Here is a 24,727-nt window from a genome sequence, read left to right as displayed (position 1 = left end):
CCGAAGGGTGTCCTGTCCAGGGCACCCTTTTTTGTTGGCCACAAACATGACCGCAGTCATTGCAGGGAAGCAACGCACTATCTAAAATCGCAACACTTCTCATCACCACTACGCTAACAGGATCACCATGACCGAGGTCGTTTCCAGTGCAAACCCGGGGCTCTCGCAACCGCTACTGGCAAAACGCACCTCAAAACGCTGGCTGATCAGCGCCGTCCTTACCACCGCTATTGTCGCGCTTCCAGTGCTGTCGGTGATCTTCCTGGCCCTGTTCCCGGACGAGAACATCTGGCCTCATCTGATTGAAACCACCCTGCCCCGCTACCTGACCACCACCATCAAGTTGATGATCGGTGTGGGCGCGCTAACCCTGTTGATCGGACTGGCCACCGCCTGGGCCGTGACCATGTGCGAGTTCCCGGGCCGGAAATTCTTTGAATGGGCTCTGCTGCTGCCTTTTGCCGTACCGGCCTACGTGATTGCCTATGTCTACACCAGCCTGCTGGATTACGCCGGTCCCGTGCAGAGAGGCCTGCGTGAGTGGTTTGGCTGGCAGAACGCCAGCGATTACTGGTTTCCGGAAATCCGCAGCCTGGAAGGCGCCATCCTGATGATCGGCCTGGTACTCTACCCCTATGTGTACCTGCTGGGGCGAGCTGCCTTTCTTGAACAATCACCCTCACTGTTTGCCGTCAGCCGCAGCCTGGGTCATTCGGCACTGAGCACTTTCTTTCGGGTAGTTCTGCCCATTGCCCGGCCAGCCATTGCCGTGGGCCTTTCTCTGGTGCTGATGGAAACCCTGAACGATTTCGGGACCGTCGATTTCTTTGCTGTGCAAACCCTCACCCGCGGCCTGTTCGATACCTGGATGAACCTGGGTAACCTGGGCGGCGCGGCCCAGATCGCGACCACGATGCTCATTTTCGTGGTGATCCTGGTAACCCTGGAACGTTATTCACGGCGCCGCCAGCAACAATACGCGGCCCGCGACAACCGTGACCCGATTCACCGCTTCACTATGTCTTTCCCGCGCCAGATGATCTGTGTCGTCGTCTGCGCCGTGCCACTGATATTTGGCTTCATAATCCCCGGTGCCACCCTGGGCTATTACGCCTGGGAATACTTTGATGTCAGCTGGAACCCGGATTTTATTCAGAACACGTTTAACAGCCTGTTCCTGTCCAGCGCGGCAGCGCTCACCACCCTGATCATTGGCGTTACGCTGGCCTATAGCCGCCGTCTGCACAACACCCGTGGCATGCAGATCCTGATGCGCCTATCCAGTCTCGGTTACGCCATGCCCGGCGCAGTGCTGGCCGTGGGCGTCATCGTGCCACTGGCCGGCTTCGATAACTGGCTGGATTCCCTGATGCGGGATTATCTTGGCGTGAGCACCGGCCTGCTGCTGAGTGGAACGGCCTTTGCCCTGATTTTTGCCTACACCGTGCGTTTTCTGGCGGTGTCTGCCGGCAGTGTGGAGAGCGCCCTCCAGAAAATCACCCCCAGCATGGACATGGCCTCCCGCTCCCTGGGCCACACTCCCGGCAAAACCCTGATCAACGTACACCTGCCGATGCTGCGTGGAACCCTGGTCACTGCCGCCCTGGTAGTGTTTGTCGACTGCATGAAGGAACTGCCGGCCACCCTGATTCTTCGGCCCTTTAATTACGAGACCCTGGCCACCTACGTGTACCAGTTTGCCTCAGACGAACAGCTCTATCACAGCGCCCTTCCCGCCCTGATTATTGTGGTCGCCGGTATCATCCCCATCATTCTGATGAACCGGTCCATCTCCAATTCCAGAACCATGGCCTGACGGCCAGAAATATCGGAACGCCAGAAACAAGAAGGCCCGGCAGTTTGCCGGGCCTTCTTGTCCTTACCGTGTAAGCCGTCGCCTTTACTGCCAGATAACCGGCTGCTTCTTGGCGTACCAGCTGTCCACTTTCGCCTGATAGGCGTCTTCCACCACGTTACGCTTAAGCTTGAGCGTCGGCGTCAGGAAGCTGTTCTCGATGGACCACTCATCGCTGACCACCGTAATGAAAGCCAACTGTTCGTGGGGATCTACAGTTTTGTTTACGTCCTGAATCAGCTGCTTGAAGCTTTCTTCCAACTCCTTGCGGAAGCTCTCGTCAGCAGCTTTCGGGCGAATCTCCTCACCCAGAACCACCAACGCGTGGGGCTGGGTCTGGTTGGCACCCGACACACACACCATTTCGATGGCATCGTGAGACATCAGGCGGTTCTCGATCGGCGCCGGCGCAATGTACTTGCCCTTGCTGGTCTTGAAGATCTCCTTGATGCGGCCGGTCAGCTTGAGACGGCCCATCTCGTCAATCTCGCCCTTGTCACCGGTACGCAGGAAACCGTCCTCGGTGAAGGCTTCAGCGGTTTTCTCCTCGTCCTTGTAATAACCCATCATGGTGGCCGGGCTCTTCACCAGCACCTCGCCCTGCTCGCTGATCTTCACTTCAACGCCCGGCAGGGCTTCGCCGACATAACCGGTGCGGGTACGGCCCGGTTTGTTCATGTGAGAGTAGGCAAAGTTCTCGGACATGCCATAACCTTCCAGCAGTTCCAGGCCGAGATTGCGGTACCAGTCCAATACATCGTTGGACAACGGTGCGGAACCGGAACCGGCCAGCTTCACCTTGTCCAGGCCCAGGCCTTTCAGCACCTTCTTCTTGATCAGCTTGCTCACTACCGGAATCTTCAGCAGGCGATCCAGCTTCTGCTTGGGCACTTTCTGCAAAACACCATGCTGGAACTTCACCCACAGGCGCGGAACCGAGAGGAAGAGCGTTGGCCGTGCCCGCTGAAGATCCTGAACGAAGGTGTCCAGAGACTCTGCAAAATAAAGCTGGAAGCCGGAATACAAAGAGCCCAGCTCCACAAAGGTGCGCTCAAATACATGAGCCAGCGGCAGGTAGGACAACATGCGCTCACCTGGCCCTACGCCCAGAGTCTCGATACCGCCAGCAGCGGCGAACGCCATGTTATTGAAGCTGAGCATAACGCCTTTCGGGCGACCGGTACTGCCAGAGGTGTACACGATGGTGGCCAACTCTTCCGGATCACGCCTGGTTTTGCCTTCCAGTGGCGGGTACTTGGCAACAATGTCGTCCCAGGTCTCGAAATCGTTGGGCGGGCTCAGCGGATAGGAAATGCAGCGAACCGATTCCGGCACACCGGATTTCATACTGTCCCAGTCATCCAGTTTACCCACGAACAACACGTCGCACTCGGCGTGGTTGAGGATGTAGTTCACGGTATCGGCGTTCAGGGTGGGATACAGCGGCACGGAAATGTGCCCTGCCATCCAGATGGCCCAGTCTGTCATCACCCACTGGGCGCAGTTCTTGGAAATCAGACCAATCCGGCTTTTCTCCGGCAGGTTCAGGGATTTCAGGTACGCCGCCATCCGGCGTGCCTCATCCACGGCACGGCCCCAGGTGTACTCAACCACCTTACCGTCGCCAATGGGCTGCGTCATATAAAGGGAATTAGGGCTGGAGGCCTCCCAGTGGTAGACCATATCCAGGGGGAGCTTTTTCGTTGTGTCCATGGACCTTCCTGATTTGTCGTTATAGTTTCGGATTCGCTTTATCGCGTTCTCGTATTATTAGACTTTAGTAGCCTATTTCAACACACCAGAGCCCGTCAAAACGTGATCCGTGCAAAATAATTTGCATCTGCAACCACTCAAACGATCGTCGCAACAAACTGCGCCTTCCCCTACACCGATTGTCGCATGGCTGTGTTAAACTTGCGCACCTTGAATTTTTGCCCCCGGTTTCACGGGAAAAAACAGTAACTGACTCGGAGATGGGCATATGGCCAAGAAATCCCTGCGCACGCTGATCGGCGCCTCGCTGCTTGCCGCAGCAAGCCTGGTTCAAGCGGACGACCCCCGTGTTGTTGCCATCACACAGATTGTTGAACACCCGGCACTGGATGCCGTACATGAGGGCGTTAAGGACGAACTAGCCGAGCGAGGCTATCGCGAAGGCGAAAACCTGCGCCTGATGCACGAAAGTGCCCAGGGCAACTCAGCCATTGCCTCTCAGATTGCCCGCAAGTTTGTGGGTGAAAACCCGGATGTAATCGTGGCCATTGCCACACCGTCCGCACAAACCGTTGCCGCTGCAGCCCGTAACGTGCCCGTGGTCTTCTCTGCCGTGACCGATCCGGTTGCCGCCAAACTGGTACAAAGCTGGGAAGCCCCTGGTGCCAACATCACCGGGGTAAGCGATATGCTGCCCATCGAGAAGCACCTGGACATGCTGCAGCGTGCAATGCCCGACGCCAAGCGCATCGGTACCGTTTACAACCCTGGCGAAGCCAACGCCGCCGCGCTGATTGAACTGCTGGAAGAACGCCTGCAGGCCCGCGGTCTGGAGCTGGTTAAAGGTGCGGCCACCAAGACTTCTGAAGTGCTGGGCGCAGCCCGCTCCCTGGTAGGCAAGGCCGACGCCATCTACCTGACCACCGATAACACCGTGATCAGTGCCGCCGAAGCGGTTGTTTCCGTTGGCGAACGGGCCAAGATCCCGGTTTTTGCTGCCGACACTGCCACCGTTGAGCGTGGCGCGGTAGCCGCTTTGGGCTTCAACTATTACAACCACGGCCGCCAGACTGGTGCCATGGTCGCACGCGTACTGGAAGGTGCCGGCACAGCCGACATGCCGGTTGAAACCATGGAAGAACTGGATCTGTACGTGAACCCCGAGGCCGCCGAGCGCATGGGCGTCACTCTGCCCGAAGACCTCATCCAGGAAGCCGTCAAAGTCGTCAAAAACGACAAGTAACGCCTGACCAACACGGGCGGACCCCAAAAGGGCCCGCCCGTTTTCTTTCACGGTGAAAAACTACCCATGCTCAGTGAAATCGCATTCTACGGTGCTCTCGAAACCGGCCTGATCTACGGCCTGGTTGCCTTTGGTATCTATCTCTCTTTCCGTGTTCTCGACTTCCCCGACCTGACGGTGGATGGCAGCTTCCCCCTGGGCGCCGCCGTTGCCGCCATGTTGATTATTGAAGGCTGGAATCCCTGGCTGGCAACTGGCTGTGCGGTACTGGCCGGCATGGCCGCCGGTGCCGTAACCGCCATCCTGAATGTCAAACTCAACATTCTGAACCTGCTGGCCTCCATCCTTACCATGATCGCGCTCTACTCCGTGAACCTGCGCATCATGGGCCGGCCGAACGTGGCCTTGCTCACAGAAGAAACGGTACTGACTCCCTGGTACGACCTGGGCCTGGCTTTCCATCAGGTGCCGGTGTTGCTGTTTACCCTGGTCGCTATTGTGTCCCTGATTCTGTTGTGGCGTTTCATGAAATCCGAGACTGGCCTGGCCATGCGCGCCACTGGCGCCAACGCCCGCATGGCTCGCGCCCAGGGCATTGCGACCGGCGGCATGATCATACTGGGGGTTGCTCTGTCCAACGGTCTGGTGGGTCTGGCCGGTGCTCTGTTTGCCCAGAGCCAGGGCGCAGCAGACGTCACCATGGGTGTAGGCGTAATCGTGATCGGCCTCGCCTCACTGATTGGCGGTGAAGCCGTCATCACCCCCTCCACCGTGGTACGCGCCCTGCTGGCGTGTGTGGTGGGCGCCATCATCTACCGACTGGCCATTGCCTTTGCCCTGAATGCCGATGTCCTCGGCCTGCAGGCACAGGATCTGAATCTGATTACCGCGGTTCTGGTTACCCTGGCCATCGTACTGCCTGGCGTTCGCACCAAGATCGCCAGTCGTTTCACCAGCAAAAAGGCCTGAGGAGGCACTATGATCAGCGCAACCGATCTGCGGCTTACCTTTGGCAAAGGCACCCCGCTGGAAAATCCGGCCCTTCGGGGCATGAGCCTGACGGTAAACCAGGGCGAATTCGTGACGGTCATCGGCAGCAACGGCGCCGGAAAATCCACCTTCCTGAACGCCCTCGCCGGCGAAGTCATGGTGGACAGCGGCCAGATTATCGTCGACAACCTGGACGTTACCCGGCTGCCCACCCATAAACGGGCGGCGCGGGTTGCCCGGGTGTTCCAGGACCCCCTGGCCGGCACCTGTGAAAACCTGTCCATTGAAGAAAACCTGGCGCTGGCCATCAAACGTGGCCAAAGCCGGGGCCTGACCAGCGCGGTGAAAAAGCAGTACCTGGGCCAGTTCCGGGAAAGCCTTGCCACCTTGAAACTGGGCCTGGAAAACCGCCTGGGCGACAAAATGGGCCTGCTCTCCGGTGGCCAACGCCAGGCCGTCAGCCTGCTGATGGCCAGCCTCACGCCCTCCAGCATTCTGCTGCTGGATGAGCACACCGCTGCGCTGGACCCGAAAACCGCCAACTTCGTGCTGGAACTGACCCAGCAGATCATCGAGGAACAGAAGCTCACCGCCCTGATGGTCACCCACAGCATGAAACAGGCACTGGAAGTCGGCAGCCGCACCGTGATGCTGCACCAGGGCCAGGTGGTATTCGATATTGCCGGCAAAGACCGGGATGGACTGGAAGTGAAGGACCTGCTGGGCCTGTTCGAGAAACAGCGCGGCCTGGAAGTAGACGACGACAGTCTGCTGTTGGGCTAAAACACCCGACAGACAAAAACGGGGCCCACGCGGCCCCGTTTTTGTTTCTACTTAGCCATTTTAGTGGCCGTAGATCACCATCTGGGTATTGGTAATGGCCAGGTCGTCCATAAAGATGCTGCCAATGGACGTACCACCCACCAGCACACCGCCAATGGTCATGTCAGCGCGGAACGAATCCATATCGACCGCAAGGCTGTCGACACCCAGGCTGTTAGAGCCCTTGTAGATATCGAGATCCACCTTGGCGAACAGGTCCGGAATGTTTTTGTTGCGAACCGGATCATAGGTATCACCGGTCAGGCGCAGATCCCGGATGCCCACCGCCAGGAACGGTGCATCGAACTCCAGGTTATCAATCGCTATATCGGCGCGCAGGTTCATCACGTCGGTATCCGCATCAATCTCGATATTGGCGCCGCCCATCAGAATGTCAGCGGTGAAATTATCAAGGATGGTGGTGGAGTCTGTGGTGCCAACCAGATTCCACTGGTCGGTGGAGACCCGCACATCCACCGCACCGAACATCTGCGGCAGCACGTTGATGATGGCATCGCCGTCACTGAGCACATCGATTTCAATGCGGATGTTGTCCAGCAGGTCGGTTTGCTGGGCAGCGCCGCCCATCAGGTTAACGCCCAGTTCCGGAAACAGGTCGGTCCGGTTGGTACCGCCCACGAAGATGTTGTTGATCTCAAGCGACCCCTCATCGGTGTAGATAAACCGATCAATGTTCAGCTTGGTCTCCAGTTCAATGGTCACACCCGCCTGGCCGGTGATGTTTCCCATCGTGGTTTCATCCAACGGTTGAAACGCCAGGGCCGCAGGGGGCGCCCCGGCAATACACAGCGCAAGAACGGTAGGTTTCAGGCCTTTCATTGTTCTTTTCCTTTTATAGTCGTTATCACTTCCTGTGGGCCACTGCAGTATTACGACGCCACTGTCATACTCTACCGACACGTCGTTTTTGGATACGTGCAGAAGTCACAAAAACCTGCATTCCAGAACTTTTCAGGCGCACACTTTTTAACCACAAGATGTAGTGACATGCAGAGAATCCGTTAATGGCGCGGCTTCCCGCAGATTCAAGAACTTTTCCATTGATTTTCTTTGCCCACAGGCGCCAATCAATAGTTGCTCTCTTATTCACAGAACACTATATCCTGTTATACTTCCCAAAAAATAAGCCCATATATAGGGTCAGCTACGCCAACACCTACTGATTGTCAAGCAGTAGAAATGCCAGCAGACACAAGGCTGGCTGCAGTGATCAACACAGAATTCCGGTTATGGAAGGCAGTCTTCCCGGCCAGGCACGGACACCATATATAGTGATTCTGCTGGCCCGATAACCCATGAAGTACCAGAAACACACAGGGGTAAGGCGCTGAGGACGGCGTCTTCAAAAAAGAGACATACTGAAAACCGAGGGTGGCAATGAACGCTAAGGCACAGGCAGTGATCACAACGATTCCCATGCAGGAAGCTTCGCTAGATATCTGGAGCAGCAAGTACCAGCTCAAGACCAAGACCGGCGAGCCTGTCGACAAAGACATCAACGCAACCTACGAGCGCGTGGCCAAGGCCCTGGCCGAGGTTGAGAAAAAGAATCTACGCGACAAATATATGAAGGAATTCCTGTGGGCCCTGCAGAACGGCGCCATCCCCGCCGGCCGCATTACTTCCAACGCCGGTGCCGAAGCCCACAAGCCGGCCACCTCCACCATTAACTGTACCGTATCCGGCACCATCCAGGATTCCATGAACGATATCCTGGAGAAAAACCACGAAGCGGGCCTCACCCTCAAGGCCGGCTGTGGTATCGGTTACGAATTCTCGACCCTGCGCCCACGCGGTGCCTATGTCGCCGGCGCGGGTGCCACCACCTCCGGCCCGCTGTCGTTCATGGATATCTTCGACCGCATGTGCTTCACCGTGTCTTCCGCTGGTGGCCGCCGCGGTGCCCAGATGGCCACCTTCGACGTACACCACCCGGACGTGATCGAATTCATCCAGGCCAAGCGGGAAGACGGCCGCCTGCGCCAGTTCAACCTGTCCCTGCTGATCACCGAAGACTTCATCGAAGCCGTGCGCAACGGAGACGACTGGCACCTGTCCTTCCCGGTTACCCAGAAAGAAGCCGACGACGAAGGCCTGGACCTGACCGACGCCAGCCAGTTCGTCTACCGTGACTTCCCGGTACAGGAAGGCTACGTGGTGAACAACGAAGGCAAGGTCGCCTGCCGCATCTACAAAACGGTGAAAGCCCAGTTCATCTGGGACACCATCATGACCAGCACCTACGACTACGCCGAGCCAGGTTTCATCCTGATCGACAAGGTCAACCAGATGAACAACAACTGGTTCTGCGAAGACATCCGAGCCACCAACCCCTGTGGCGAGCAGCCCCTGCCCCCGTACGGCAGCTGCCTGCTGGGTTCCGTGAACCTCACCAAGTTCGTTGAGTACCCGTTCACCGAGAAAGCCAGCTTCAACTACGAGAAGTACCGCAAAGTGGTTGGCACCTTCACCCGCATGCTGGACAACGTAGTCGAAATCAACGGCCTGCCCCTGGGCGAACAGCGCCATGAGATCACCTACAAGCGTCGCCACGGTATGGGCATTCTGGGCCTGGGCTCCACCCTCGCCATGCTGCGCATGCCTTACGGCTCTGACGAGTCCGTGAAGTTCACCGAAGAAGTGGTTCGTGAAATGGCGGTAGAAGGCTGGCGCCAGTCCCTGGCCCTGGCCGAAGAGAAAGGCCCGGCGCCAATCATGGACGACGAGTTTGAAGTAACGCCGAAGATGATGACCAAGTGCCCGAAACTGGCCGAAGACGGCATCAAGGTGGGCGACAAGGTCAAAGGCAAGGTACTGCACGCCAAGTACAGTGCCTACATGGGCCGTATTGCCGAAGTAGAGCCGGAGCTGGTAGCCAAACTGGCCGAGAAAGGTGGCCGCTTCACCCACCACACCTCCATTGCCCCGACCGGCACCATCAGCCTGTCCCTGGCCAACAACGCCAGTAACGGCATTGAACCGAGCTTCTCTCACCACTACGCCCGGAACATCATTCGTGAAGGCCGTAAAACCAAAGAGAAGGTAGACGTATTCAGCTTCGAACTGCTGGCCTACCGCCACCTGGTGAACCCGGGCGCCATGCCGTTCTCCGATGAAGAAGACAAGAAGCTGCCCAGCTACTTCACTACCTCCGACGACGTAACGCCCACGCAACACGTCGACATCCAGGCTGCGGCACAGAAATGGGTAGATTCCTCCATTTCCAAAACCGCTAACGTTCCTACAGAATTCCCGTACCAGGATTTCAAGGACATCTACCTGTACGCCTACGACAAGGGTCTGAAAGGCTGCACCACCTTCCGCTTCAACCCGGAAGCGTTCCAGGGCGTACTGGTTAAAGAGAAAGACCTTGAGAACACAATGTATGAGTTCACCCTGGACGACGGCAGCAAAGTGACCCTGCGCGGCAACGAACAGGTAGAGTACGACGGCGAAATTCACACCGCCGCCAACCTCTTCGACGCGCTGAAAGAAGGCACTTACGGCAAGTATTAATCCGGGAACCGACAGACAGGAATTACGAACATGACAGTGAAAATCAGCAACAAGATCGTCGGCTACCGGGTAAAGAAAGCCGACGCCGAGACCACGGGTGAGCACCAGGCGCCGGTGAAAGCCGACACCAAACCGGTGGAGATGAACGAGAACATCGAACGCCCGGATTTCCTGCTGGGCACCACCTACAAGATCAAGCCGCCGGTGGCCGAGCACGCGATGTACATTACCATCAATGACATCCTGCTGAACGAAGACACAGACCACGAAAGCCGGCAGCCGTATGAAGTGTTCATCAACTCCAAATCGATGGAACACTTCCAGTGGGTTATCGCCCTCACCCGCGTTATCTCAGCGGTGTTCCGCAAAGGTGGTGACGTCACTTTCCTGGTGGAAGAGCTGCGCAGCGTGTACGACCCCAACGGCGGGTACTTCAAGAAGGGCGGCGTGTTCATGCCCTCACTGGTAGCCGAGATCGGCGCCGTGATCGAGAAGCACCTGAAGGCCATCGGCCTGCTGGAAAGCGACGAGCTGAGCGAGACCACCAAGCGCATCCTCGCTGAAAAGCGCGCAGAGTTTGAGGCCAGCCAGAACAAGGCCACCAACGACGACAGCGGCAGCGACTACCCCGCCAACGCCACCATGTGCGGCAAATGCAGCACCAAAGCGGTGATTGTGATGGACGGATGCGCTACCTGCCTGTCCTGCGGCGACAGCAAGTGCGGTTAAGGTGATTGACCGCTGAGTGATGAAAAGGCCCGGTTGCGGAAGCTTCCGGGCCTTGCTGTTTAAAGGCAGCACACACAAGGAATGTTCATAGATCATGGCAAGGAATCAAGGCCAAGGTGGGCCGATTGAATCACGGCTAATCAGCTTATTGGCATCGTTGTTTTTCTCTATCCCAACAGCAGCCCTCATTTGGCTCTGGGTCAATTTGGAGTTAGCCATTTACTGGGATTCCTTTCTCAGTAGTGGTTACCTTGTCGCCTGTATTATTGTCTTTGCTGTGTTGGCCATACTGCTCCCGCAATTGTTTCCATCCATTCTCGGGTCCGTTTGGCGTGGTATAGCCAAACTATGGAGCTGGTGGGGCTGGTAGCCCTGTGACTCACCTCGCGTTCAAGCTCCAATGGGTTTTCCGCTGCGTCCCCAACTAACAGCAACTGAAGACATTAAATGTCTGATGCAGTCAGCGCACGCTTTGATCAGTTTTAATAGGGACGTTATGAAGGAAATTCTTGTTGTTGGTTGTGTCTTGTTTTTGGCGGCTTGTAAATCAAGCAATTCAGATAATGACCAGCCAGATGTTGCCGCCAAAACAATCGCTACTGAGGTAGGAAGCTGGATCAGGGCCTGCTCCCCAATTGATGACGTGATCACAGCATCAATATTTGACGACGCCGAATTCTTGCCCGTTTGGTGGGTAGAACGCCTCGACATTACAGAGAACGCTATTGCGGTTACTCGATCCGTTTACGTTGATAAGATGTGCGAGACGCCTCTGTCCTTCGAGGACGGACCCGGAACTGTACTTCAGTGTTTCGGGGAAACTCCTCAAAGAGTGCTGGTACAAGGTGTATACGAGGCGCTGAGCTTTCCCTACATAGATGACCGGTACAATCCCCAGGTTCCCGGAAGTTGTGATTTGCCAGCTGAGCCGGGCATGAACGTTTATCCGGTGGGTGATGTGCTGTACAGGGCTTACTATACGGACGCGATGAGCAGTGAACCCTCGGAACTGGTGGTTGATTTCAATCAGGTTTTTGAAAGGGTCCAGTGATCTGAATCGACCATTTTTCACCGGAAAGGGAACAATCTTTGGAAAGGAAAACCGTGCCTGCGTCAGCCCCTCTGGTCAGCATTATCACCCCCACCTTCAACCGTGAGCGCACCATCACGCAAGCGGTCGAGTCTGTGCTGGCCCAATCCTATTCCCACTGGGAGCTGATCATCGTAGATGATGGCTCCCGGGATAGCACCCGCGAGAAGCTGGCCAGTTACCTGGACGATGAACGCATCCACTACCATTTTCAGGAGAACCAGGGCCAGAGCATTGCCCGGAACCTGGCGCTTCAATATGCCCGAGGCGAATTGCTGTGTTTTCTGGATTCCGATGACCTGTGGGTGCCTGAAAAGCTGGAGAAGCAAGTGGCGCTTATGGAGGCTCACCCGAAGGTGGATGTCCTTCACAGTGATGAAATCATGATCGACGAGCAGGGCCGGGAGTTGTCCCGCAAGAATATGCGCCGGTACTCGGGCCGGATTGCCCGCCAGATGCTGGTGGACAACAGCGTGAGCATCAACACGGTAATGGCGCGGCGGAAATGCTTCGATGCCATGGGCGGGTTTTCGGGCCGCTACGGCGTTGCCGACGATTACGACATCTGGCTGCGTTTTTCAGCCCGTTTCACCTTCCTGTATGTGCCCGAGTATTGGGGCTATTACCGGGTGATGGCAGGCCAGATTTCCAGCGACAAGAAACGCCGATTTGCCGCCAACGAAGCGATCATTCGTGATTTTATCGGGGAATACGGAAGTACACTCCAACCCAGTGACATCCGCTGGGGTCTGGCCCGCTTCTACTGCCGGAAAGCCCGTCATTTTGCATCAGCAGGAGACTCGGCGACGGCCTGGGGCGCAGTTGCTCAGGCGTTGCGGTATGCTCCGCTGGATTCCGTGGTATGGCGCGCCGTTTATCGGGTGATCTTTCCCCCCAGCGACACCTTACAAGATTAACATTGGTAGCCTGTCAGACTGGTTTTCATCAAGAAAGGAATGGCCATGAAATGTCCGAAATGCAGAAACACGGACCTGAAACCCACCAAGATTGAGGATGGCCTCCCGGTTATGGGTTGCCCGGACTGTGAGGGTGCCTCGCTGTCATTGCTCTACTATCGAGACTGGGCAGAACGAAATGCACCGGTCGAGCAGAGCGAAAGTGTTGACTCCGATGTAACCGTCGAAAATGATGCCAAAACCGCCCTCTCCTGCCCCAAGTGCAGCAAACTCATGACCAAATACTCGGTATCCAGCGAGCACAAGAACCGTATCGATCTCTGCGGATTCTGTGATGAGGCCTGGCTCGACGGCAGCGAATGGACGTTGCTCAAGTCCCTGGAGCTCGCCCACAAGCTTCCCTCGGTGTTCACCGACCAATGGCAGCGGAAGGTGCGGGATGAAAAAATCGAGAGCAAGAAAGTCGAGCGCCTGAAAAAACTGGTGGGAGAAACCGATACCACGAGGGCCGTTGAAATCCGGGATTGGTTGAAGAATCACAACCGAAAGGCTGCTATCGTTCAGTTTATTGCCTCGGAGTGATCGGCTTTTAACAGGCAACTCTGGATTCCCATACTCTCGCGGCACCGGCAACTATCCGTGTCGCCTCATATGGCGGTCGCTCATGGCTAAAGCAATGAACCAAACACGATGGCAAACCCTGATGAGCGCTCTGGGGCTCCCGCTTTCAGAAGAGTGTTATCACGCACTCCATGCCGCCTACTCAGAGAAGCACCGGTTCTACCATACCGTCGATCACATTGATGCCATGCTTACCCACTTTGACGGCGTAAAGGAAATCGCTGAAAAACCGGAAGAGCTGGAGCTGGCCATCTGGTTCCACGATGCCGTCTACAAGCCCCTGTCGAAGACTAACGAGCTGGACAGCGCAAACTGGGCACAGACGTTCCTGGCTGCTCACCGTTACGGTAAGGCAGGCATCGAGCGCGTGCACAACCTCATCATGGCCACCCTGCACAATGGCAACATCGAGACTCCGGACGAGCAGCTGATTGTAGATATCGACCTTGCTATTCTGGGCGCCCCGCCTGAGGTGCACGATCAGTTTGAGCGTAACGTACGCAAGGAATACAGGCTGGTGCCCGGGTTTATCTACCGCAAGAACCGAAAGGAGCTGCTTCGGTCCTTTCTGAGTAGAGACAGCATTTATAACCTTGAGCTGTTTAACGAAAGATACGAAGATCAAGCCAAACAGAACCTCCACAGGGCCATTAGCACGTTATAGACTGCCCTGCGTAATCAGCGGATAAAAAGGACTTTCCATGACTCTCGGATGGGTAATTGCCGGCACAATCGGCCAGGTGCTTCTGGCCTACATGCTGTTTATTCTGGGTGTATTCGGTTTCAGCGCCGTGGGTAACACCCACCGCCCCACTCCGTTCGATTTCTCGGTACTCAACTCGGCCCTGTATGCAGCGCCTGCAAGCTGTCTGATCAGTGCGGTGGTTGTTATTGGTCTCTACCGCTCTGGCGCGAGTGAAATGTCCTATCTCTGGTACGCAGCGCCGATTCTGTTGTTTGCAAGCTACTGCCTGTACGTCAAGCTGTGTATCAAACGCCAGTGAGTGGCGTTGTGTCGAAAATCTTCAATACCCGCTCGCCCGTAGTCATTATTGTGAAACTCCAACACTATTGGAGAACATGAACGATGACTGCACGCGCGAACTATATCGGCCTGGCACCCAAAGCCATGCAGATCCTATTGAATCAGGAAGCCTATCTGAAAGAGCAGTTCAGCGACTCCAGCATCCTGAGCACGGCGTTGTGGGAGCTGCTGAAGCTACGGGTTTCACAGATTAACCAGTGCGCCTTTTGCGTGGACATGCACAGTAAAGATGCCCTGGCCCAGGGCGAGACAGTGGAGCGTTTGATTGGCTTGAGCGCTTGGCGGGATATGCCGATGTACTCAGCCACAGAGCGCGCGGCTCTTGAGTGGGCAGAGCATCTTACCCAAAGCAAGCCGGTGGACGACCAATACTATGACAAACTGGCAACGGCCCTTGGCGAAAAAGGGCTGGTTGATGTAACCATCGCGGTGAACGCTATCAGCAGCTGGAACCGGATCGTCAAAACCTTCAAGCCAGAGGTAGGCAGTCATAAACCCAAGTAGCCTTCGCAAACCTACGTTCGACTTTCAGTTGTCCTGCCCATCGGGACCACTGTCGGCCTTCGTTCAGGGGCTTTGGTCTGCGGCTGTCTCAGAATCGGTAGCGGAACCTGTGGTAAAGCTGCTGCATTCTGAGGCGTGCAGCAGCATCTGGTTCAGTCTTGCGGGGGACGTACGAATCGGGGATATAGCCATTCCTGAAGGGGTGGTGGTTTTGCCGGTAGAGAAGGTGGCCGCCCAGGTATCACTGGCGCCGGGATCAGAGCTCGCGGGGATTCGCTTTCAGCCTGCCATCGGCTATGGCCTGATCCGCCAGCACTTTGGCCGGCCCACGGTACTGACCCGTGACCCGAGGCAATTGCCCGGTCTCATTCCGCTCTTTTCCCGACTCAAAACCTGTTGCAACAATGTAAGCCGCGTGAGCACGATGCAAAGCTGGGCTGATGACAACTTCCGGCTCACCCGGCTCATTCCCGGCGCTCTGCAGCAGGCTCTGGAGTGTATGAGAGACAATGCGGAACCGGGCTCGCTTACGCAACACCTGGAAATCAGTCAGCGGCATGTGGAACGCCTTTTCAAACACTGGATGGAAATGACGCCGAAGCAGTACCAGCGCATTCTTCGGGTGAAACGGGCCGTCAATTACATTCGTGAGCATGGCCAGGTTAACCTGGCTGAAATTGCTCATCAGTTCGGCTTCAGTGACCAGGCTCATATGACCCGGGAGTTCCGTACGATTGCTCGCATCACGCCGGGCAAGGTGTAATCACTGGAAATGAGGCATGAGGACTGGAATCCCCCTACTCATTTTTCGTAGCCTGTTACCAGGTTCATATGCAGCCCCCGACCAGTGCAGATCAGCAAACTTGGAGTTGTCTCTTATGAAGGGAATCAAAAGCGCCTGCGCGCTAATCGTCCTCACCTTTTTCTCCGCTCTGACTCAAGCCGCCACCGCCGTCGAAATGGCCAAGCAGGCGTATTTCTTGATTGAGCGTGACCCTCTCGATCTTGATCAACGCAATGAAGCGAGTTACCTGATTCAGCGCGCCAATGTGTTGGATGGCGACGAGCCGTGGGTGGCGGTTGCCCAATCCCGCCTGACTCTGGTGAGCGGCTACAGGGTTGGGCAACGACACGATCGCCGGGCCTACGAAGAAAGCGCCGTCAGCACCGCAAGGCAACAGGCGGAACGCGCAGTTCGTAATGGGCCGAACCTGGCCATGGCACACGTTCAGTTGGCCATGGTGCTCATTATTCAAGGCGAACTGCGTACGGCCTGGGATCATTTGAATACCGCAGACTCACTGGATGAACAGAGCTTCTACCCCTGGTACCTGCGGACGGTTATCGCGATACACCACAAAGACGAAAAATTCGCCGCAGAGGGTTTCAAAGAAATCGAGAGCAGAGCATCCCAGAAGTATCAGAAACGGCTGTTGCTTCAGGAGCGCATGCGGTTGGCCAAGGCTACTAAAAACCTTGAGGAGCGGGATAGGCTGTATCGGGAAATGATCGATCTGGACCCGGACTATGCCTACGCCTGGGGCAATTACGGTTCATTTCTATTGGGCCAGAAGCGTTACCGGGAAGCCGTGCATAACCTGGAGCGAGCCGTAGAGTTGAAACCCTACGGGCTCGCGGTGAGCCAGTTAGCGGAGGCACGCAGGAAGCTGAATCAGGCGTTTTGATTCGCTTCAAACACTCAAAACAATATCCTCATAATCAAACCGTACCTTCGGTAACTGCGCCGTGGTGTCCCAGACACTGCGGTACCCCAGCGCCACGATGGCGGTGCTCTCCAGGCCAAGTTCCGGCAGCCCCAGCACTTCGTCGTAGGCTTTATGATCGAAGCCGGTCATGGGGCAGCTGTCGATCTGCATGGTGGCGGCGGCGGTCAGAAGGGTGCCCAGGGCAATGTAGGCTTGCTGATGAGCCCAGGCTTGTTTCTCGGCCGCTGTTTTGCCCGAAAGCGCCTGTTTCATATGTTCCACATACCCGGCAATGTCGCTGGCCGGGACACCGCGGGTCTTCACGAACTGGTCTACGTAGCGATCAACGGTGTGGTCGCCAATCTCTGTCTGGGCCGCGAAAACGATCAGGTGGGAGCACTCCAGCACCTTTTGCTGGCCGAATGAGTGCGCCAGCAATGCCTGCCTCACCGGCCTGCTCTCCACTACTAGGAGCTTGTACGGCTGCAGACCGTATGACGAGGCGCTTTTCCGTGCCGCATCCAATAGAGTTTCGACAGTACGGGTATCAAGCTTTTCCGGTGAAAATTCGCGAACGGCGTAGCGCCAGTCCAGGGCTTGGTGGATATTCATGGTGATGACTCCCTTAGCAGTGACGTGTTGCTGACCACTCTAGGGCGCGGTTATCTATCAAAAAACAGAGAATCCTGAAGAATACTCTTTCCAATATGGAAATAGTTGAACCAACACAGTCATCGGGTAATCGTTACCGCTCATTCCCAATATGGCTTGTCACCGAGGTGTTGGTCAATGTGCTCCAGCAACAACCGCACTTTGGTGGGCTGTTTTCGCCCCGGGGGAAACAACGCGAACACGGTATAGATCTGGGGTGGGTATTCCGAAAGTAAGGCCACCAGCGCCCCATTGGCCAGGTCCTGTTGTACCAGGAAGCGCGGCACCAAGCCCACCCCTGCACCGTTGAGAAGGCTCTGCCGAATGGCCAGACTGCTGTCGGTACGGTAATTGCCGCTCACGACGACTTCTTTATCGCCCAATGCCCATACCCGGGGCCGGTCATGAAGATTGAACATCAGGCAATTCTGTGCGGCCAGGTCGGCGGGTGTGTGAATGGCGGGCGAATGCTCCAGATAGCCCGGCGCAGCACAGACAATATTCCGGGACTGTCTTAGCGGTTTGGCCAGCAGGCTTGAATCCGCCAGAGTGCTGCGAATGCGAATGGCCATGTCCACACCCTGCTCCACCAGGTCCACCATGCGGTCACTGAGCTGAAGATCGATCTCGATCTCCGGATACCGGGCCAGAAAGCTGTCGATGGCCCCGGTAATGTGGGTAAGCCCAAAAGACATGGGGACGTTCAGGCGGATAAGGCCACGGGGTTCCGCCTGAAATCCGCGAGCCTCCAGCTCGGCATCTTCAAGTTCATCCAGCAATGCCTGGGTACGCTTCAGAAAAGCCAGACCAGCATCCGTCAGGCTCATGCGGCGGGTGGTACGGTTGATCAGGCGAGTATCAAGATCTCTCTCCAGAAACGCGATGTGTTTGCTAACGGTGGCTGCGGTGATATCCAGGTCGTCGGCGGCCCGGGTGAAACTGCCCAGTTCTGCCACGCGCCTGAAGATGTTCATTGCGACCAGTTTGTCCGTAGCCATGGCTCGCCCCTCATTATTTCCAATTTGGAAGGAGTATTATTCGAATTAGACTGATTATCAAATCAATCCGAAAGCGCACACTGGTGGTCACCAGACATTTTTCACACATCGGAGCGCCAGCCATGCTTGTCACCACATCAAGATTCAGCCTTCCCCTCCAGGCCGTACTCTGGGGTTTACTGCTAATCAATGGCTTTCTGATTGCACTAATGCTGGCGCTGGCCAAGGCCGCAACGTCTCTCGGCCTGCCGGCCGTTGCCTACGCCTTCTGGCAAACACTCATTGCGGGCGTCGTGCTGCTGTTATGCACGGGGGAGCGCCGGGCGATTCATCAAGCAAGATTCGCCCGCTATTTTCTGGTCAGCGGCCTGACCGGCATTGCCGTGCCCAACGCCATCGGTTTCTTTCTGGTGACAAAGCTGGGGGCCGGCTACACGGGAATTATGTATGCCCTTCCGCCTATCTTTACCTTCCTGTTAGCGTGGGGCCTGGGGCTGGAAAACCGCAACTGGCTCAAGCTCGCCGGGTTATCCATCGCGGTGATGGCCTGCGGCTGGATTGTGGTTCAACGCCATGCTGAAATGAGCAACGCCAGTCCACTCTTGTTTGTTCTTGGGCTGGCCATCCCTGTGATGTTGTCTGTGGGGAACGTATATCGCTCTGTGGCCTGGCCAGCAAAAGCCAAACCGATGATTCTTGCGGCCGGTACCCTGCTGGCGTCTGCCCTGGCGCTGGCTCTGTTCGCCGCTATGACAAACACCGAACTGCTTCCATCAGGCACATCGCCTCAGTTGATTGGCATTCTGATGCTGCAGGGGCTACTCACGGCCCTTACCTATCTGGTCGCCTTTGAACTGCAACGGCGCGCAGGCCCGGTATTTTACAGTCAGTTAGGCGCTGTCGCCGCCATGTTCGGGCTGTTGATCGGCGTCGTCTGGTTCAGGGAGCAGTATTCTGCGGCCATCTGGCTTGGGGTATTTCTGGTGATTCTCGGCTTACGAATCAGCAACCATGCGGCGGCACCTGCTCCATCCTGAACGGAGCATTTTTCAGGCATTCAGGGTTACTCGATCGGCTGGCGTAACTTGCGAAGGAAGTTAAAACAGAATAGCTTGAACACCTCTGGTTAAACCTTGAATGGAGCTCAATCATGCAAAGGATCGCATCACTCAAATTCGGTTTGCTTGGCCTTACAACCCTGTCTTTGCTTCCCGGCATGACCCAGGCCGGCGGCCCGTCTCCCGAACACTTCCTCAATGACAGCGCGATGGTCCTGGAGATTCGCTATTGCGAATGCCAGGCCACAGAGCCGGGCAACGCTCCGACCGAATTACGCCCGGCGTTTCTGGAACAATCGCGCCTTCTGAAAGTTGACGTAGACCCTGAAGGCACGGGATTTGTATCTTCACCGGAAATAACATTGGGCTTTGAGCTCAAGGCGCGGCCAGAATCCCCCAGCGACTTCACCTTCAAGTTCGCCGGCCATTACGATCCCGTAAGCCAGAACGTTACCGGCACTGGAGAGGTATTGCTAACGAAGGATCAGTGGCTGAATCTGTTCAGCTCCAGGCATGAGAGAGAAAAAAATACGGAATACCGGGATGTTGCGGTAAGGCTAGTTTCCGGAGACTTGTAAGCCAGTTAGTAGTGTTACACTTGCAACCCGCCATTAAAACCAACTTTAAACGGGTTCCACGAGACACTCATGGTTAAATCGATCGCTTTGGCGGGGCTTCTTGTCCTGCTCCTGGGGCTGATTATCTTTCAGTACATCATAACCTCGGTGCCCAGCCTGGAACCGCCCATCACGGTAAGTGACGCCCGGCGCGTAGATGACAACAACTCCTTGCTGGTGTCGCTCACCGGAAGCGAAGGCCGGCGTTTCACCCTGGGGCTGCGTGGCGATATAGAAGAGAAACCGGAGGAAGCCGCGCTGTTTTTCATCAGCCGCCCGACCCTGGTGCCCTACGTATACTGGCCAGGGTTCCGCAGTAATGACGAAAAACGGGTTCTGAATTTGCTGACGTCTTGGGAAAAAAACCGAAAGGCGCCTTCTGAAGAGTCAGAACACGCGGCGTATCAGATTTATTCAGTATTAAAGGATCGAAACTAACCCCGGACTCCAGCCCGGGGTTAACTTCAAGCTCCGGTTTACGAACAGGACCCGCAGCAGGTACCGCCCTCGCCGTGCCCACCCTTTTTTGGCTCGTCGTTCTGCGTCTCCGCAATACCACTTGCCTCGACGTGTTCAACGCCATTGCTTTCAGTTTCTGCGTCTTCTTTCTTGAAAATATTCACGAATGACAGGGCCATCTGGATACCTCGGTTTGCTACTGGATTTAACATTTATTTTTTATGCATGTTATTGGGTGGGCATCTATTTGGTCAAGCAATTTACACCTCAGGTAACCTCAAATTTGATTCCCGTGCCGAAGCCTCTATACAGAGTCATGCGGAAGACAATACCATCGGGGTTTCCCCAAGACTCAGGGAACTCGACGGAAGCCGAACGGATTCCAGGCAGTCTTGCCTGGTTCAATTTGTTCAAAGGAAGAAGCCACTACTATGAAAACCATAGGTCTCATCGGTGGAATGAGCTGGGAATCCACCCAAACCTACTATCAGTTGATCAACCAGAAAGTGCGAGACGAGCTGGGCGGGCTGCACTCAGCGCGACTGGTTCTCTACAGTGTGGATTTTGCCGAGATCGAAGCCCTGCAACACCAGGGGGACTGGGAGGCGACCGGGGAAATTCTTGGTGCGGTCGGAAAGGCGTTGGCCGCGGCAGGGGCCGATTTCATTGTGTTGTGCACGAACACCATGCACAAAGTGGCAGATAGTATTGAGAAGGCTTCTGGCCTGCCGATGCTTCACATCGCCGATGCGACAGCTGAGGCGCTTCATCGCGATGGGATCGATTGTGTCGGCCTTCTCGGCACAAAATTCACCATGGAACAGGCGTTCTACAAGGAGCGTCTGGAGAACCGTGGCATCCGGGTTTTAGTGCCGGGTGACGCGCAGAGGGAATTCGTGCATACCGTCATTTATGACGAGCTATGCCGTGGTATTATCCGCCAGCCTTCTAAACAGGGCTATCTGCAGGTGCTGGACTCACTGGCCGCACGAGGAGCGCAAGGCGTAATACTGGGTTGTACCGAAATTGGCTTATTGGTGCAGCAGGCTGATACTGCCATTTCGCTTTACGACACCACCCGCATCCACGCGGAGCAAGCCGTGGCGCACGCCTTAGCGTGACCAGCACAGCCGTTTCAGCCACCACAGTTTATTTAGCTCCTCATTCACTTGGTGATGGTTTTAACACGTTCTATGAAAAGCTGGCTGCTTCTTGGTCTGGCCATTGTGGCCGAAGTGATTGCTACCTCGGCACTGAAATCCAGCGAAGGATTCACCCGGTTGATGCCGAGCGTTGTGGTCGTGATCGGTTACAGTGTGGCCTTCTATTTTCTGGCGCTGGCTATCAAGGTGATCCCTGTGGGGATAGCCTATGCCGTCTGGGCCGGGCTGGGCATTGTATTAATTTCGCTCATTGGTTGGTTACTGCTCGGGCAAAAGCTGGATTTTCCTGCGGTTGTCGGTATGCTGCTGATTGTAGCCGGCGTTTTGGTTATCAACCTGCTTTCCAACACAGGTGCACACTGAACCGACATGAGTACCGTAACTTCGATCACTATTCGTAAATACCGGATTCAGGATCTGAGCCCAGTGGTTCGCCTGTTCACCGATTCCGTGCACGAGCTCACGGCAGGTGCCTACGACGAAACCCAGCGTTATGCCTGGGCTTCACGGACGCCACATCTGGATACCTGGCGCGAACGGCTGGAGTCTCTGGAAACCCTGGTGGCAGAAGAAGGCTCGGATCTCGCCGGTTTCATTTCCTATGAAAAAGACGGCCACATCGACCTCGTGTTTACTGCCCCGAATTATGCTCGTCGCGGCATTGCTTCTGCCCTTTATCACGAGGCAGAGCAGCAGCTCAAAGAGCTGGGCGTAACAGAACTCAAGACCGAGGCCAGCGTGGTCGCTCGACCCTTCTTCGAGCGCCACGGTTTTGAGGTGGTGGATGAACAGCGTGTCACGGTCCGTGGCGCCCAGTTCCTGCGTTATCTGATGCGCAAAAAGCTCGACGCCTGACCTGGAGTCAAACGGGCTCTTCGGCCTCTTCGGCCAGAGTCCGCACCCGCTCAAAGTCCTCGTCGGTAAACACACCATTCACGCCGGATATGGCGGCCAGCTCCATGCCGTGCTTGAGCCCGAGCTTGTAGATCTCCCGCACCTTCTCCCATTCAATATTTCGGCCCAGGGTAAAGTTCTCGAATCTCGCTTCCAGCGCCAGCACGATCGTCTCCGCCAGACAGGCGTAAGCGATGCCCCGGGGCAAGCCGATGTCCTTCATGCGCACGTCTCCCGGTAGCTGGATTTCCCCGGATTCGATTACCAGCACACCCGGCCGCTTCGCCACATCTTCCGCCGGGATATCCAATGGCCGGGCCACATCGGTGATCACACAGCCGGATTTCACCTGCATGATGTCCAGAATGCGTTTACCGGCCCCGGACGTAGCGGTGACCACCATATCCATTTCTGAAAGATCTCGATCCGTGGTGGCAGAGACGCGAACGATGGCCCCAGGAGTTTCCAGTTCGATACTTTCCTTCAGCGCCAGCAACTTGGCTGCCTCCGGGGCCACCATGTAGATTTCATCCACGGCTTTTGCCAGCAGGCGCGCGCACACGGAACCAATGGCGCCTGTGGCCCCGACCACCATCGCCTTACCCGCCATTTTGCCGCTCTTGCCAATACTCACGCGGCCGACTTTTTTGGCGGCGTCGTGGGCGGCCCAGAGCGCGCCGGAGGCACTGTAGCTGTTACCCGTGGTGATTGGTAACGGTGCTCGTTTGGCCACGGTGATGCCGGCGTCACCCACCACTTTGGTGAACGCACCCAGTCCCATAATCTGGGCCCCAAGTTTCTTGGCCAGTTTTGCCGCTGCCAACAACCGGCTGTAGGTAAACTCCGGGCCGTGGGCCATGATTTCCCTGGGTGTGCCACCTACGGTTATCAACCAACCCTCGGCTTCGTCTCCGGTGGGGGATTTGATGCCGCTTACCTTGGAGTAAATGAAAGGCGGTGTGTAAGCCACAGCCTTTTCCACCAGGTTCATCACGGTGGGTGGAGAGACATTGGCAATCCAGTCCAGCGGTGGGGTTTTGGTCAGGTACTGCTGAGACAGCGGATGAATCACGAAGGCGAAGCGGTTTACCCGCCGATAGCCGTTGGGATATAGAATCCGCGGCTCAATTCCCAGGGTTTGAATAACGTCCAGGAAGTCGTCTGCGCCCAGCTGCTCCGGCGTGCGGGACAAGGCCGCGCTTATCATCGCTTCCATCACATTCACGCCCACGGGCCGGCCTTCCAGCCAGGGACTGTAGTCCACTACCATGGCGACTTTCCGGGAGCGGAACCAGTCCAGGGCAGACTCCGTAACCCGGGAGGTAATCACGGTTTTACCGTCCAGTTCCTTTTCCGAGAAAGCCTCCAGATCCCCCATGGCACCTACAATCACATGGGAGTCCTTCACCGACTCATGTAAAGAGCCACGAATAAGCTTTTCGCCCATGCGGTAAATTGGCGTTTTGTGCAGTGCTTCAATGAATTTGACCGCCGCAGGACGAAAAGTCACCGGAGCGGTCAGCGATGTATAGGTTTCTAGCTGGCGCAGGGAAGTCAGCAGTCTCGGTACGCCGAAATCCAGATAGGGGTCGGCAAAAAACAGGTTATCGGTGTGTTCAGACAACGCCTTGGCAATTCGGTAGCCGGCCTGGCCGTTCAGCAACAGTACCCGGGCGTTGTCAAAAAAGTGCCCCAGCTCAGTCTGCGTATGGCGTACCGCCCATTCCTGCAAGATACCCCGGAGGCCGGCACCGGTCGTCACCGGTTTGTCCGGAATACAGGCCTCAAGGCGAGCCGTGTCAGGATGTTCCAGCTGCTCACGGCCCACCTGGTAGTGATCGTGAATCATGCTCAGGCCAATGGCATCGGCCTCCCCGCAAACGGAATCCAGCACCGCCTCGGCACGTTCCAGGTTTCCATCCGTGCCTACCCGAATAATCCGGAATGGCTGTTCCAGAAATGTGGTTTCCAGTTCGTAATCGTATTCCGATGATCCCTGGCTGACACTAACGACCGTTTTCATGGCGGGGGCATCCTTGTTGTTTTGTTATGCAATCAGTTTAGAAGATGGAGCGCTCAGCTGCTTTAGCTCAGATCAAATAGCAGGCAAAAAAT

At 56.1% G+C, this 24,727-nt stretch carries 27 protein-coding genes; 20 read left to right on the top strand and 7 right to left on the bottom strand.

All coding sequences use genetic code 11. From position 1 onward, the window contains the following. Positions 1–127: 127 nt before the first annotated feature. A complete protein-coding gene (locus C7436_RS00500) occupies positions 128–1,816 on the top strand; it encodes an ABC transporter permease (protein ID WP_121206343.1) in 1,689 nt (562 codons plus the stop codon). 84 nt (positions 1,817–1,900) lie between these two features. Here the strand turns inward: C7436_RS00500 and C7436_RS00495 are convergent, their stop codons facing one another. Next, complete coding sequence (locus tag C7436_RS00495; RefSeq protein ID WP_121206342.1) at positions 1,901–3,568, bottom strand: AMP-binding protein; 1,668 nt, start codon at positions 3,566–3,568, stop codon at positions 1,901–1,903. Positions 3,569–3,836: 268 nt separating this feature from the next. Here C7436_RS00495 and C7436_RS00490 point away from each other — a divergent pair, with 268 nt between their 5' ends. The 3 genes from C7436_RS00490 (at position 3,837) to C7436_RS00480 (ending at position 6,584) form a co-directional block, all read left to right on the top strand. Further along, a complete protein-coding gene (locus C7436_RS00490; RefSeq protein ID WP_121206341.1) occupies positions 3,837–4,811 on the top strand; it encodes an ABC transporter substrate-binding protein in 975 nt (324 codons plus the stop codon). A 66-nt stretch (positions 4,812–4,877) separates the two neighbouring features. Beyond that, positions 4,878–5,780: an ABC transporter permease gene (locus C7436_RS00485; protein ID WP_014421769.1), complete on the top strand. Its 903-nt coding sequence runs from the start codon at positions 4,878–4,880 to the stop codon at positions 5,778–5,780. A gap of 9 nt (positions 5,781–5,789) precedes the next feature. Continuing rightward, complete coding sequence (locus C7436_RS00480; RefSeq protein WP_011784596.1) at positions 5,790–6,584, top strand: ABC transporter ATP-binding protein; 795 nt, start codon at positions 5,790–5,792, stop codon at positions 6,582–6,584. A gap of 60 nt (positions 6,585–6,644) precedes the next feature. Here the strand turns inward: C7436_RS00480 and C7436_RS00475 are convergent, their stop codons facing one another. After that, complete coding sequence (locus C7436_RS00475; RefSeq protein WP_121206340.1) at positions 6,645–7,463, bottom strand: DUF6160 family protein; 819 nt, start codon at positions 7,461–7,463, stop codon at positions 6,645–6,647. A gap of 64 nt (positions 7,464–7,527) precedes the next feature. Then, a complete protein-coding gene (locus C7436_RS18660; protein WP_147232538.1) occupies positions 7,528–7,734 on the bottom strand; it encodes a hypothetical protein in 207 nt (68 codons plus the stop codon). Positions 7,735–8,021: 287 nt separating this feature from the next. Here C7436_RS18660 and C7436_RS00470 point away from each other — a divergent pair, with 287 nt between their 5' ends. The 10 genes from C7436_RS00470 (at position 8,022) to C7436_RS00420 (ending at position 16,751) form a co-directional block, all read left to right on the top strand. After that, positions 8,022–10,160, top strand: a complete 2,139-nt coding sequence (locus C7436_RS00470) for an adenosylcobalamin-dependent ribonucleoside-diphosphate reductase (protein WP_121206339.1) — start codon at positions 8,022–8,024, stop codon at positions 10,158–10,160. Between the two features lie 30 nt (positions 10,161–10,190). Then, positions 10,191–10,889: a TSCPD domain-containing protein gene (locus C7436_RS00465; RefSeq protein ID WP_023008181.1), complete on the top strand. Its 699-nt coding sequence runs from the start codon at positions 10,191–10,193 to the stop codon at positions 10,887–10,889. 496 nt (positions 10,890–11,385) lie between these two features. Beyond that, positions 11,386–11,940, top strand: coding sequence for a hypothetical protein (locus tag C7436_RS00455; protein WP_147423413.1), 555 nt, complete (start codon positions 11,386–11,388; stop codon positions 11,938–11,940). Positions 11,941–11,978: 38 nt separating this feature from the next. Next, the gene (locus C7436_RS00450; RefSeq protein ID WP_121206337.1) at positions 11,979–12,896 is read left to right on the top strand and encodes a glycosyltransferase family 2 protein; all 918 of its coding nucleotides are present in this window, start codon (positions 11,979–11,981) and stop codon (positions 12,894–12,896) included. A 45-nt stretch (positions 12,897–12,941) separates the two neighbouring features. Then, positions 12,942–13,478, top strand: a complete 537-nt coding sequence (locus tag C7436_RS00445; protein ID WP_121206336.1) for a TFIIB-type zinc ribbon-containing protein — start codon at positions 12,942–12,944, stop codon at positions 13,476–13,478. A gap of 94 nt (positions 13,479–13,572) precedes the next feature. After that, positions 13,573–14,181 carry an HD domain-containing protein gene (locus C7436_RS00440; RefSeq protein WP_121206335.1) on the top strand — a complete coding sequence of 203 codons (609 nt, stop codon included), beginning with the start codon at positions 13,573–13,575 and terminating at the stop codon, positions 14,179–14,181. 37 nt (positions 14,182–14,218) lie between these two features. After that, the gene (locus C7436_RS00435) at positions 14,219–14,521 is read left to right on the top strand and encodes a hypothetical protein (RefSeq protein WP_023008175.1); all 303 of its coding nucleotides are present in this window, start codon (positions 14,219–14,221) and stop codon (positions 14,519–14,521) included. An 83-nt stretch (positions 14,522–14,604) separates the two neighbouring features. Then, the gene (locus C7436_RS00430) at positions 14,605–15,066 is read left to right on the top strand and encodes a carboxymuconolactone decarboxylase family protein (RefSeq protein WP_121206334.1); all 462 of its coding nucleotides are present in this window, start codon (positions 14,605–14,607) and stop codon (positions 15,064–15,066) included. Positions 15,067–15,175: 109 nt separating this feature from the next. After that, the gene (locus tag C7436_RS00425) at positions 15,176–15,829 is read left to right on the top strand and encodes an AraC family transcriptional regulator (RefSeq protein WP_023008173.1); all 654 of its coding nucleotides are present in this window, start codon (positions 15,176–15,178) and stop codon (positions 15,827–15,829) included. Positions 15,830–15,944: 115 nt separating this feature from the next. Beyond that, entirely contained in the window at positions 15,945–16,751 is an 807-nt protein-coding gene (locus C7436_RS00420) for a tetratricopeptide repeat protein (RefSeq protein WP_023008172.1), read from the top strand. Positions 16,752–16,757: 6 nt separating this feature from the next. On the opposite strand, the gene C7436_RS00415 is transcribed toward C7436_RS00420, so the two are convergent. Continuing rightward, a complete protein-coding gene (locus tag C7436_RS00415; RefSeq protein WP_121206333.1) occupies positions 16,758–17,384 on the bottom strand; it encodes an NAD(P)H-dependent oxidoreductase in 627 nt (208 codons plus the stop codon). Positions 17,385–17,524: 140 nt separating this feature from the next. Continuing rightward, a complete protein-coding gene (locus tag C7436_RS00410; protein ID WP_121206332.1) occupies positions 17,525–18,421 on the bottom strand; it encodes a LysR family transcriptional regulator in 897 nt (298 codons plus the stop codon). Between the two features lie 122 nt (positions 18,422–18,543). Between C7436_RS00410 and C7436_RS00405 the strand changes: the two genes are divergently transcribed. The 3 genes from C7436_RS00405 (at position 18,544) to C7436_RS00395 (ending at position 20,534) form a co-directional block, all read left to right on the top strand. Further along, complete coding sequence (locus C7436_RS00405) at positions 18,544–19,458, top strand: DMT family transporter (protein ID WP_121206331.1); 915 nt, start codon at positions 18,544–18,546, stop codon at positions 19,456–19,458. A 113-nt stretch (positions 19,459–19,571) separates the two neighbouring features. After that, positions 19,572–20,057: a hypothetical protein gene (locus C7436_RS00400; protein ID WP_023011087.1), complete on the top strand. Its 486-nt coding sequence runs from the start codon at positions 19,572–19,574 to the stop codon at positions 20,055–20,057. 69 nt (positions 20,058–20,126) lie between these two features. Beyond that, the gene (locus C7436_RS00395) at positions 20,127–20,534 is read left to right on the top strand and encodes a hypothetical protein (RefSeq protein WP_011784573.1); all 408 of its coding nucleotides are present in this window, start codon (positions 20,127–20,129) and stop codon (positions 20,532–20,534) included. Between the two features lie 38 nt (positions 20,535–20,572). Here C7436_RS00395 and C7436_RS19075 read toward each other — a convergent pair whose 3' ends face one another. Beyond that, on the bottom strand, positions 20,573–20,734 hold the full coding sequence (locus C7436_RS19075; RefSeq protein ID WP_022992530.1) for a CCGSCS motif protein: 162 nt from the start codon (positions 20,732–20,734) through the stop codon (positions 20,573–20,575). A gap of 252 nt (positions 20,735–20,986) precedes the next feature. On the opposite strand from C7436_RS19075, the gene C7436_RS00385 reads away from it, so the two are divergent. The 3 genes from C7436_RS00385 (at position 20,987) to C7436_RS00375 (ending at position 22,573) form a co-directional block, all read left to right on the top strand. Continuing rightward, complete coding sequence (locus C7436_RS00385; RefSeq protein ID WP_121206330.1) at positions 20,987–21,676, top strand: aspartate/glutamate racemase family protein; 690 nt, start codon at positions 20,987–20,989, stop codon at positions 21,674–21,676. Between the two features lie 72 nt (positions 21,677–21,748). Continuing rightward, positions 21,749–22,081, top strand: coding sequence for an SMR family transporter (locus C7436_RS00380; RefSeq protein ID WP_014421788.1), 333 nt, complete (start codon positions 21,749–21,751; stop codon positions 22,079–22,081). A gap of 6 nt (positions 22,082–22,087) precedes the next feature. Further along, the gene (locus C7436_RS00375) at positions 22,088–22,573 is read left to right on the top strand and encodes a GNAT family N-acetyltransferase (protein WP_014421789.1); all 486 of its coding nucleotides are present in this window, start codon (positions 22,088–22,090) and stop codon (positions 22,571–22,573) included. 7 nt (positions 22,574–22,580) lie between these two features. Here the strand turns inward: C7436_RS00375 and C7436_RS00370 are convergent, their stop codons facing one another. Further along, the gene (locus C7436_RS00370) at positions 22,581–24,635 is read right to left on the bottom strand and encodes a dehydrogenase (protein WP_121206329.1); all 2,055 of its coding nucleotides are present in this window, start codon (positions 24,633–24,635) and stop codon (positions 22,581–22,583) included. Positions 24,636–24,727 lie beyond the last annotated feature (92 nt).

Source organism: Marinobacter nauticus (assembly GCF_003634635.1).
Taxonomy (GTDB): domain Bacteria; phylum Pseudomonadota; class Gammaproteobacteria; order Pseudomonadales; family Oleiphilaceae; genus Marinobacter; species Marinobacter nauticus.
The sequence above is the reverse complement of the archived record's forward strand: the minus strand, read 5'-3'. Positions and strand labels throughout refer to the sequence as shown.

Bases quoted from the DNA above. Each gene is read 5' to 3' on its own strand.
- C7436_RS00435 (WP_023008175.1), top strand. From the start codon at position 14,219: ATGACTCTCGGATGGGTAATTGCCGGCACAATCGGCCAGGTGCTTCTG.
- C7436_RS00385 (WP_121206330.1), top strand. From the start codon at position 20,987: ATGAAAACCATAGGTCTCATCGGTGGAATGAGCTGGGAATCCACCCAA.
- C7436_RS00485 (WP_014421769.1), top strand. From the start codon at position 4,878: ATGCTCAGTGAAATCGCATTCTACGGTGCTCTCGAAACCGGCCTGATC.
- C7436_RS00410 (WP_121206332.1), bottom strand. From the start codon at position 18,421: ATGGCTACGGACAAACTGGTCGCAATGAACATCTTCAGGCGCGTGGCA.
- C7436_RS00455 (WP_147423413.1), top strand. From the start codon at position 11,386: ATGAAGGAAATTCTTGTTGTTGGTTGTGTCTTGTTTTTGGCGGCTTGT.
- C7436_RS00465 (WP_023008181.1), top strand. From the start codon at position 10,191: ATGACAGTGAAAATCAGCAACAAGATCGTCGGCTACCGGGTAAAGAAA.
- C7436_RS00430 (WP_121206334.1), top strand. From the start codon at position 14,605: ATGACTGCACGCGCGAACTATATCGGCCTGGCACCCAAAGCCATGCAG.
- C7436_RS00495 (WP_121206342.1), bottom strand. From the start codon at position 3,568: ATGGACACAACGAAAAAGCTCCCCCTGGATATGGTCTACCACTGGGAG.
- C7436_RS00475 (WP_121206340.1), bottom strand. From the start codon at position 7,463: ATGAAAGGCCTGAAACCTACCGTTCTTGCGCTGTGTATTGCCGGGGCG.
- C7436_RS00470 (WP_121206339.1), top strand. From the start codon at position 8,022: ATGAACGCTAAGGCACAGGCAGTGATCACAACGATTCCCATGCAGGAA.
- C7436_RS00395 (WP_011784573.1), top strand. From the start codon at position 20,127: ATGGTTAAATCGATCGCTTTGGCGGGGCTTCTTGTCCTGCTCCTGGGG.
- C7436_RS00375 (WP_014421789.1), top strand. From the start codon at position 22,088: ATGAGTACCGTAACTTCGATCACTATTCGTAAATACCGGATTCAGGAT.
- C7436_RS00500 (WP_121206343.1), top strand. From the start codon at position 128: ATGACCGAGGTCGTTTCCAGTGCAAACCCGGGGCTCTCGCAACCGCTA.
- C7436_RS00490 (WP_121206341.1), top strand. From the start codon at position 3,837: ATGGCCAAGAAATCCCTGCGCACGCTGATCGGCGCCTCGCTGCTTGCC.
- C7436_RS00400 (WP_023011087.1), top strand. From the start codon at position 19,572: ATGCAAAGGATCGCATCACTCAAATTCGGTTTGCTTGGCCTTACAACC.
- C7436_RS19075 (WP_022992530.1), bottom strand. From the start codon at position 20,734: ATGGCCCTGTCATTCGTGAATATTTTCAAGAAAGAAGACGCAGAAACT.
- C7436_RS00480 (WP_011784596.1), top strand. From the start codon at position 5,790: ATGATCAGCGCAACCGATCTGCGGCTTACCTTTGGCAAAGGCACCCCG.
- C7436_RS00420 (WP_023008172.1), top strand. From the start codon at position 15,945: ATGAAGGGAATCAAAAGCGCCTGCGCGCTAATCGTCCTCACCTTTTTC.
- C7436_RS00370 (WP_121206329.1), bottom strand. From the start codon at position 24,635: ATGAAAACGGTCGTTAGTGTCAGCCAGGGATCATCGGAATACGATTAC.
- C7436_RS00415 (WP_121206333.1), bottom strand. From the start codon at position 17,384: ATGAATATCCACCAAGCCCTGGACTGGCGCTACGCCGTTCGCGAATTT.
- C7436_RS00380 (WP_014421788.1), top strand. From the start codon at position 21,749: ATGAAAAGCTGGCTGCTTCTTGGTCTGGCCATTGTGGCCGAAGTGATT.
- C7436_RS00445 (WP_121206336.1), top strand. From the start codon at position 12,942: ATGAAATGTCCGAAATGCAGAAACACGGACCTGAAACCCACCAAGATT.
- C7436_RS00440 (WP_121206335.1), top strand. From the start codon at position 13,573: ATGAACCAAACACGATGGCAAACCCTGATGAGCGCTCTGGGGCTCCCG.
- C7436_RS00405 (WP_121206331.1), top strand. From the start codon at position 18,544: ATGCTTGTCACCACATCAAGATTCAGCCTTCCCCTCCAGGCCGTACTC.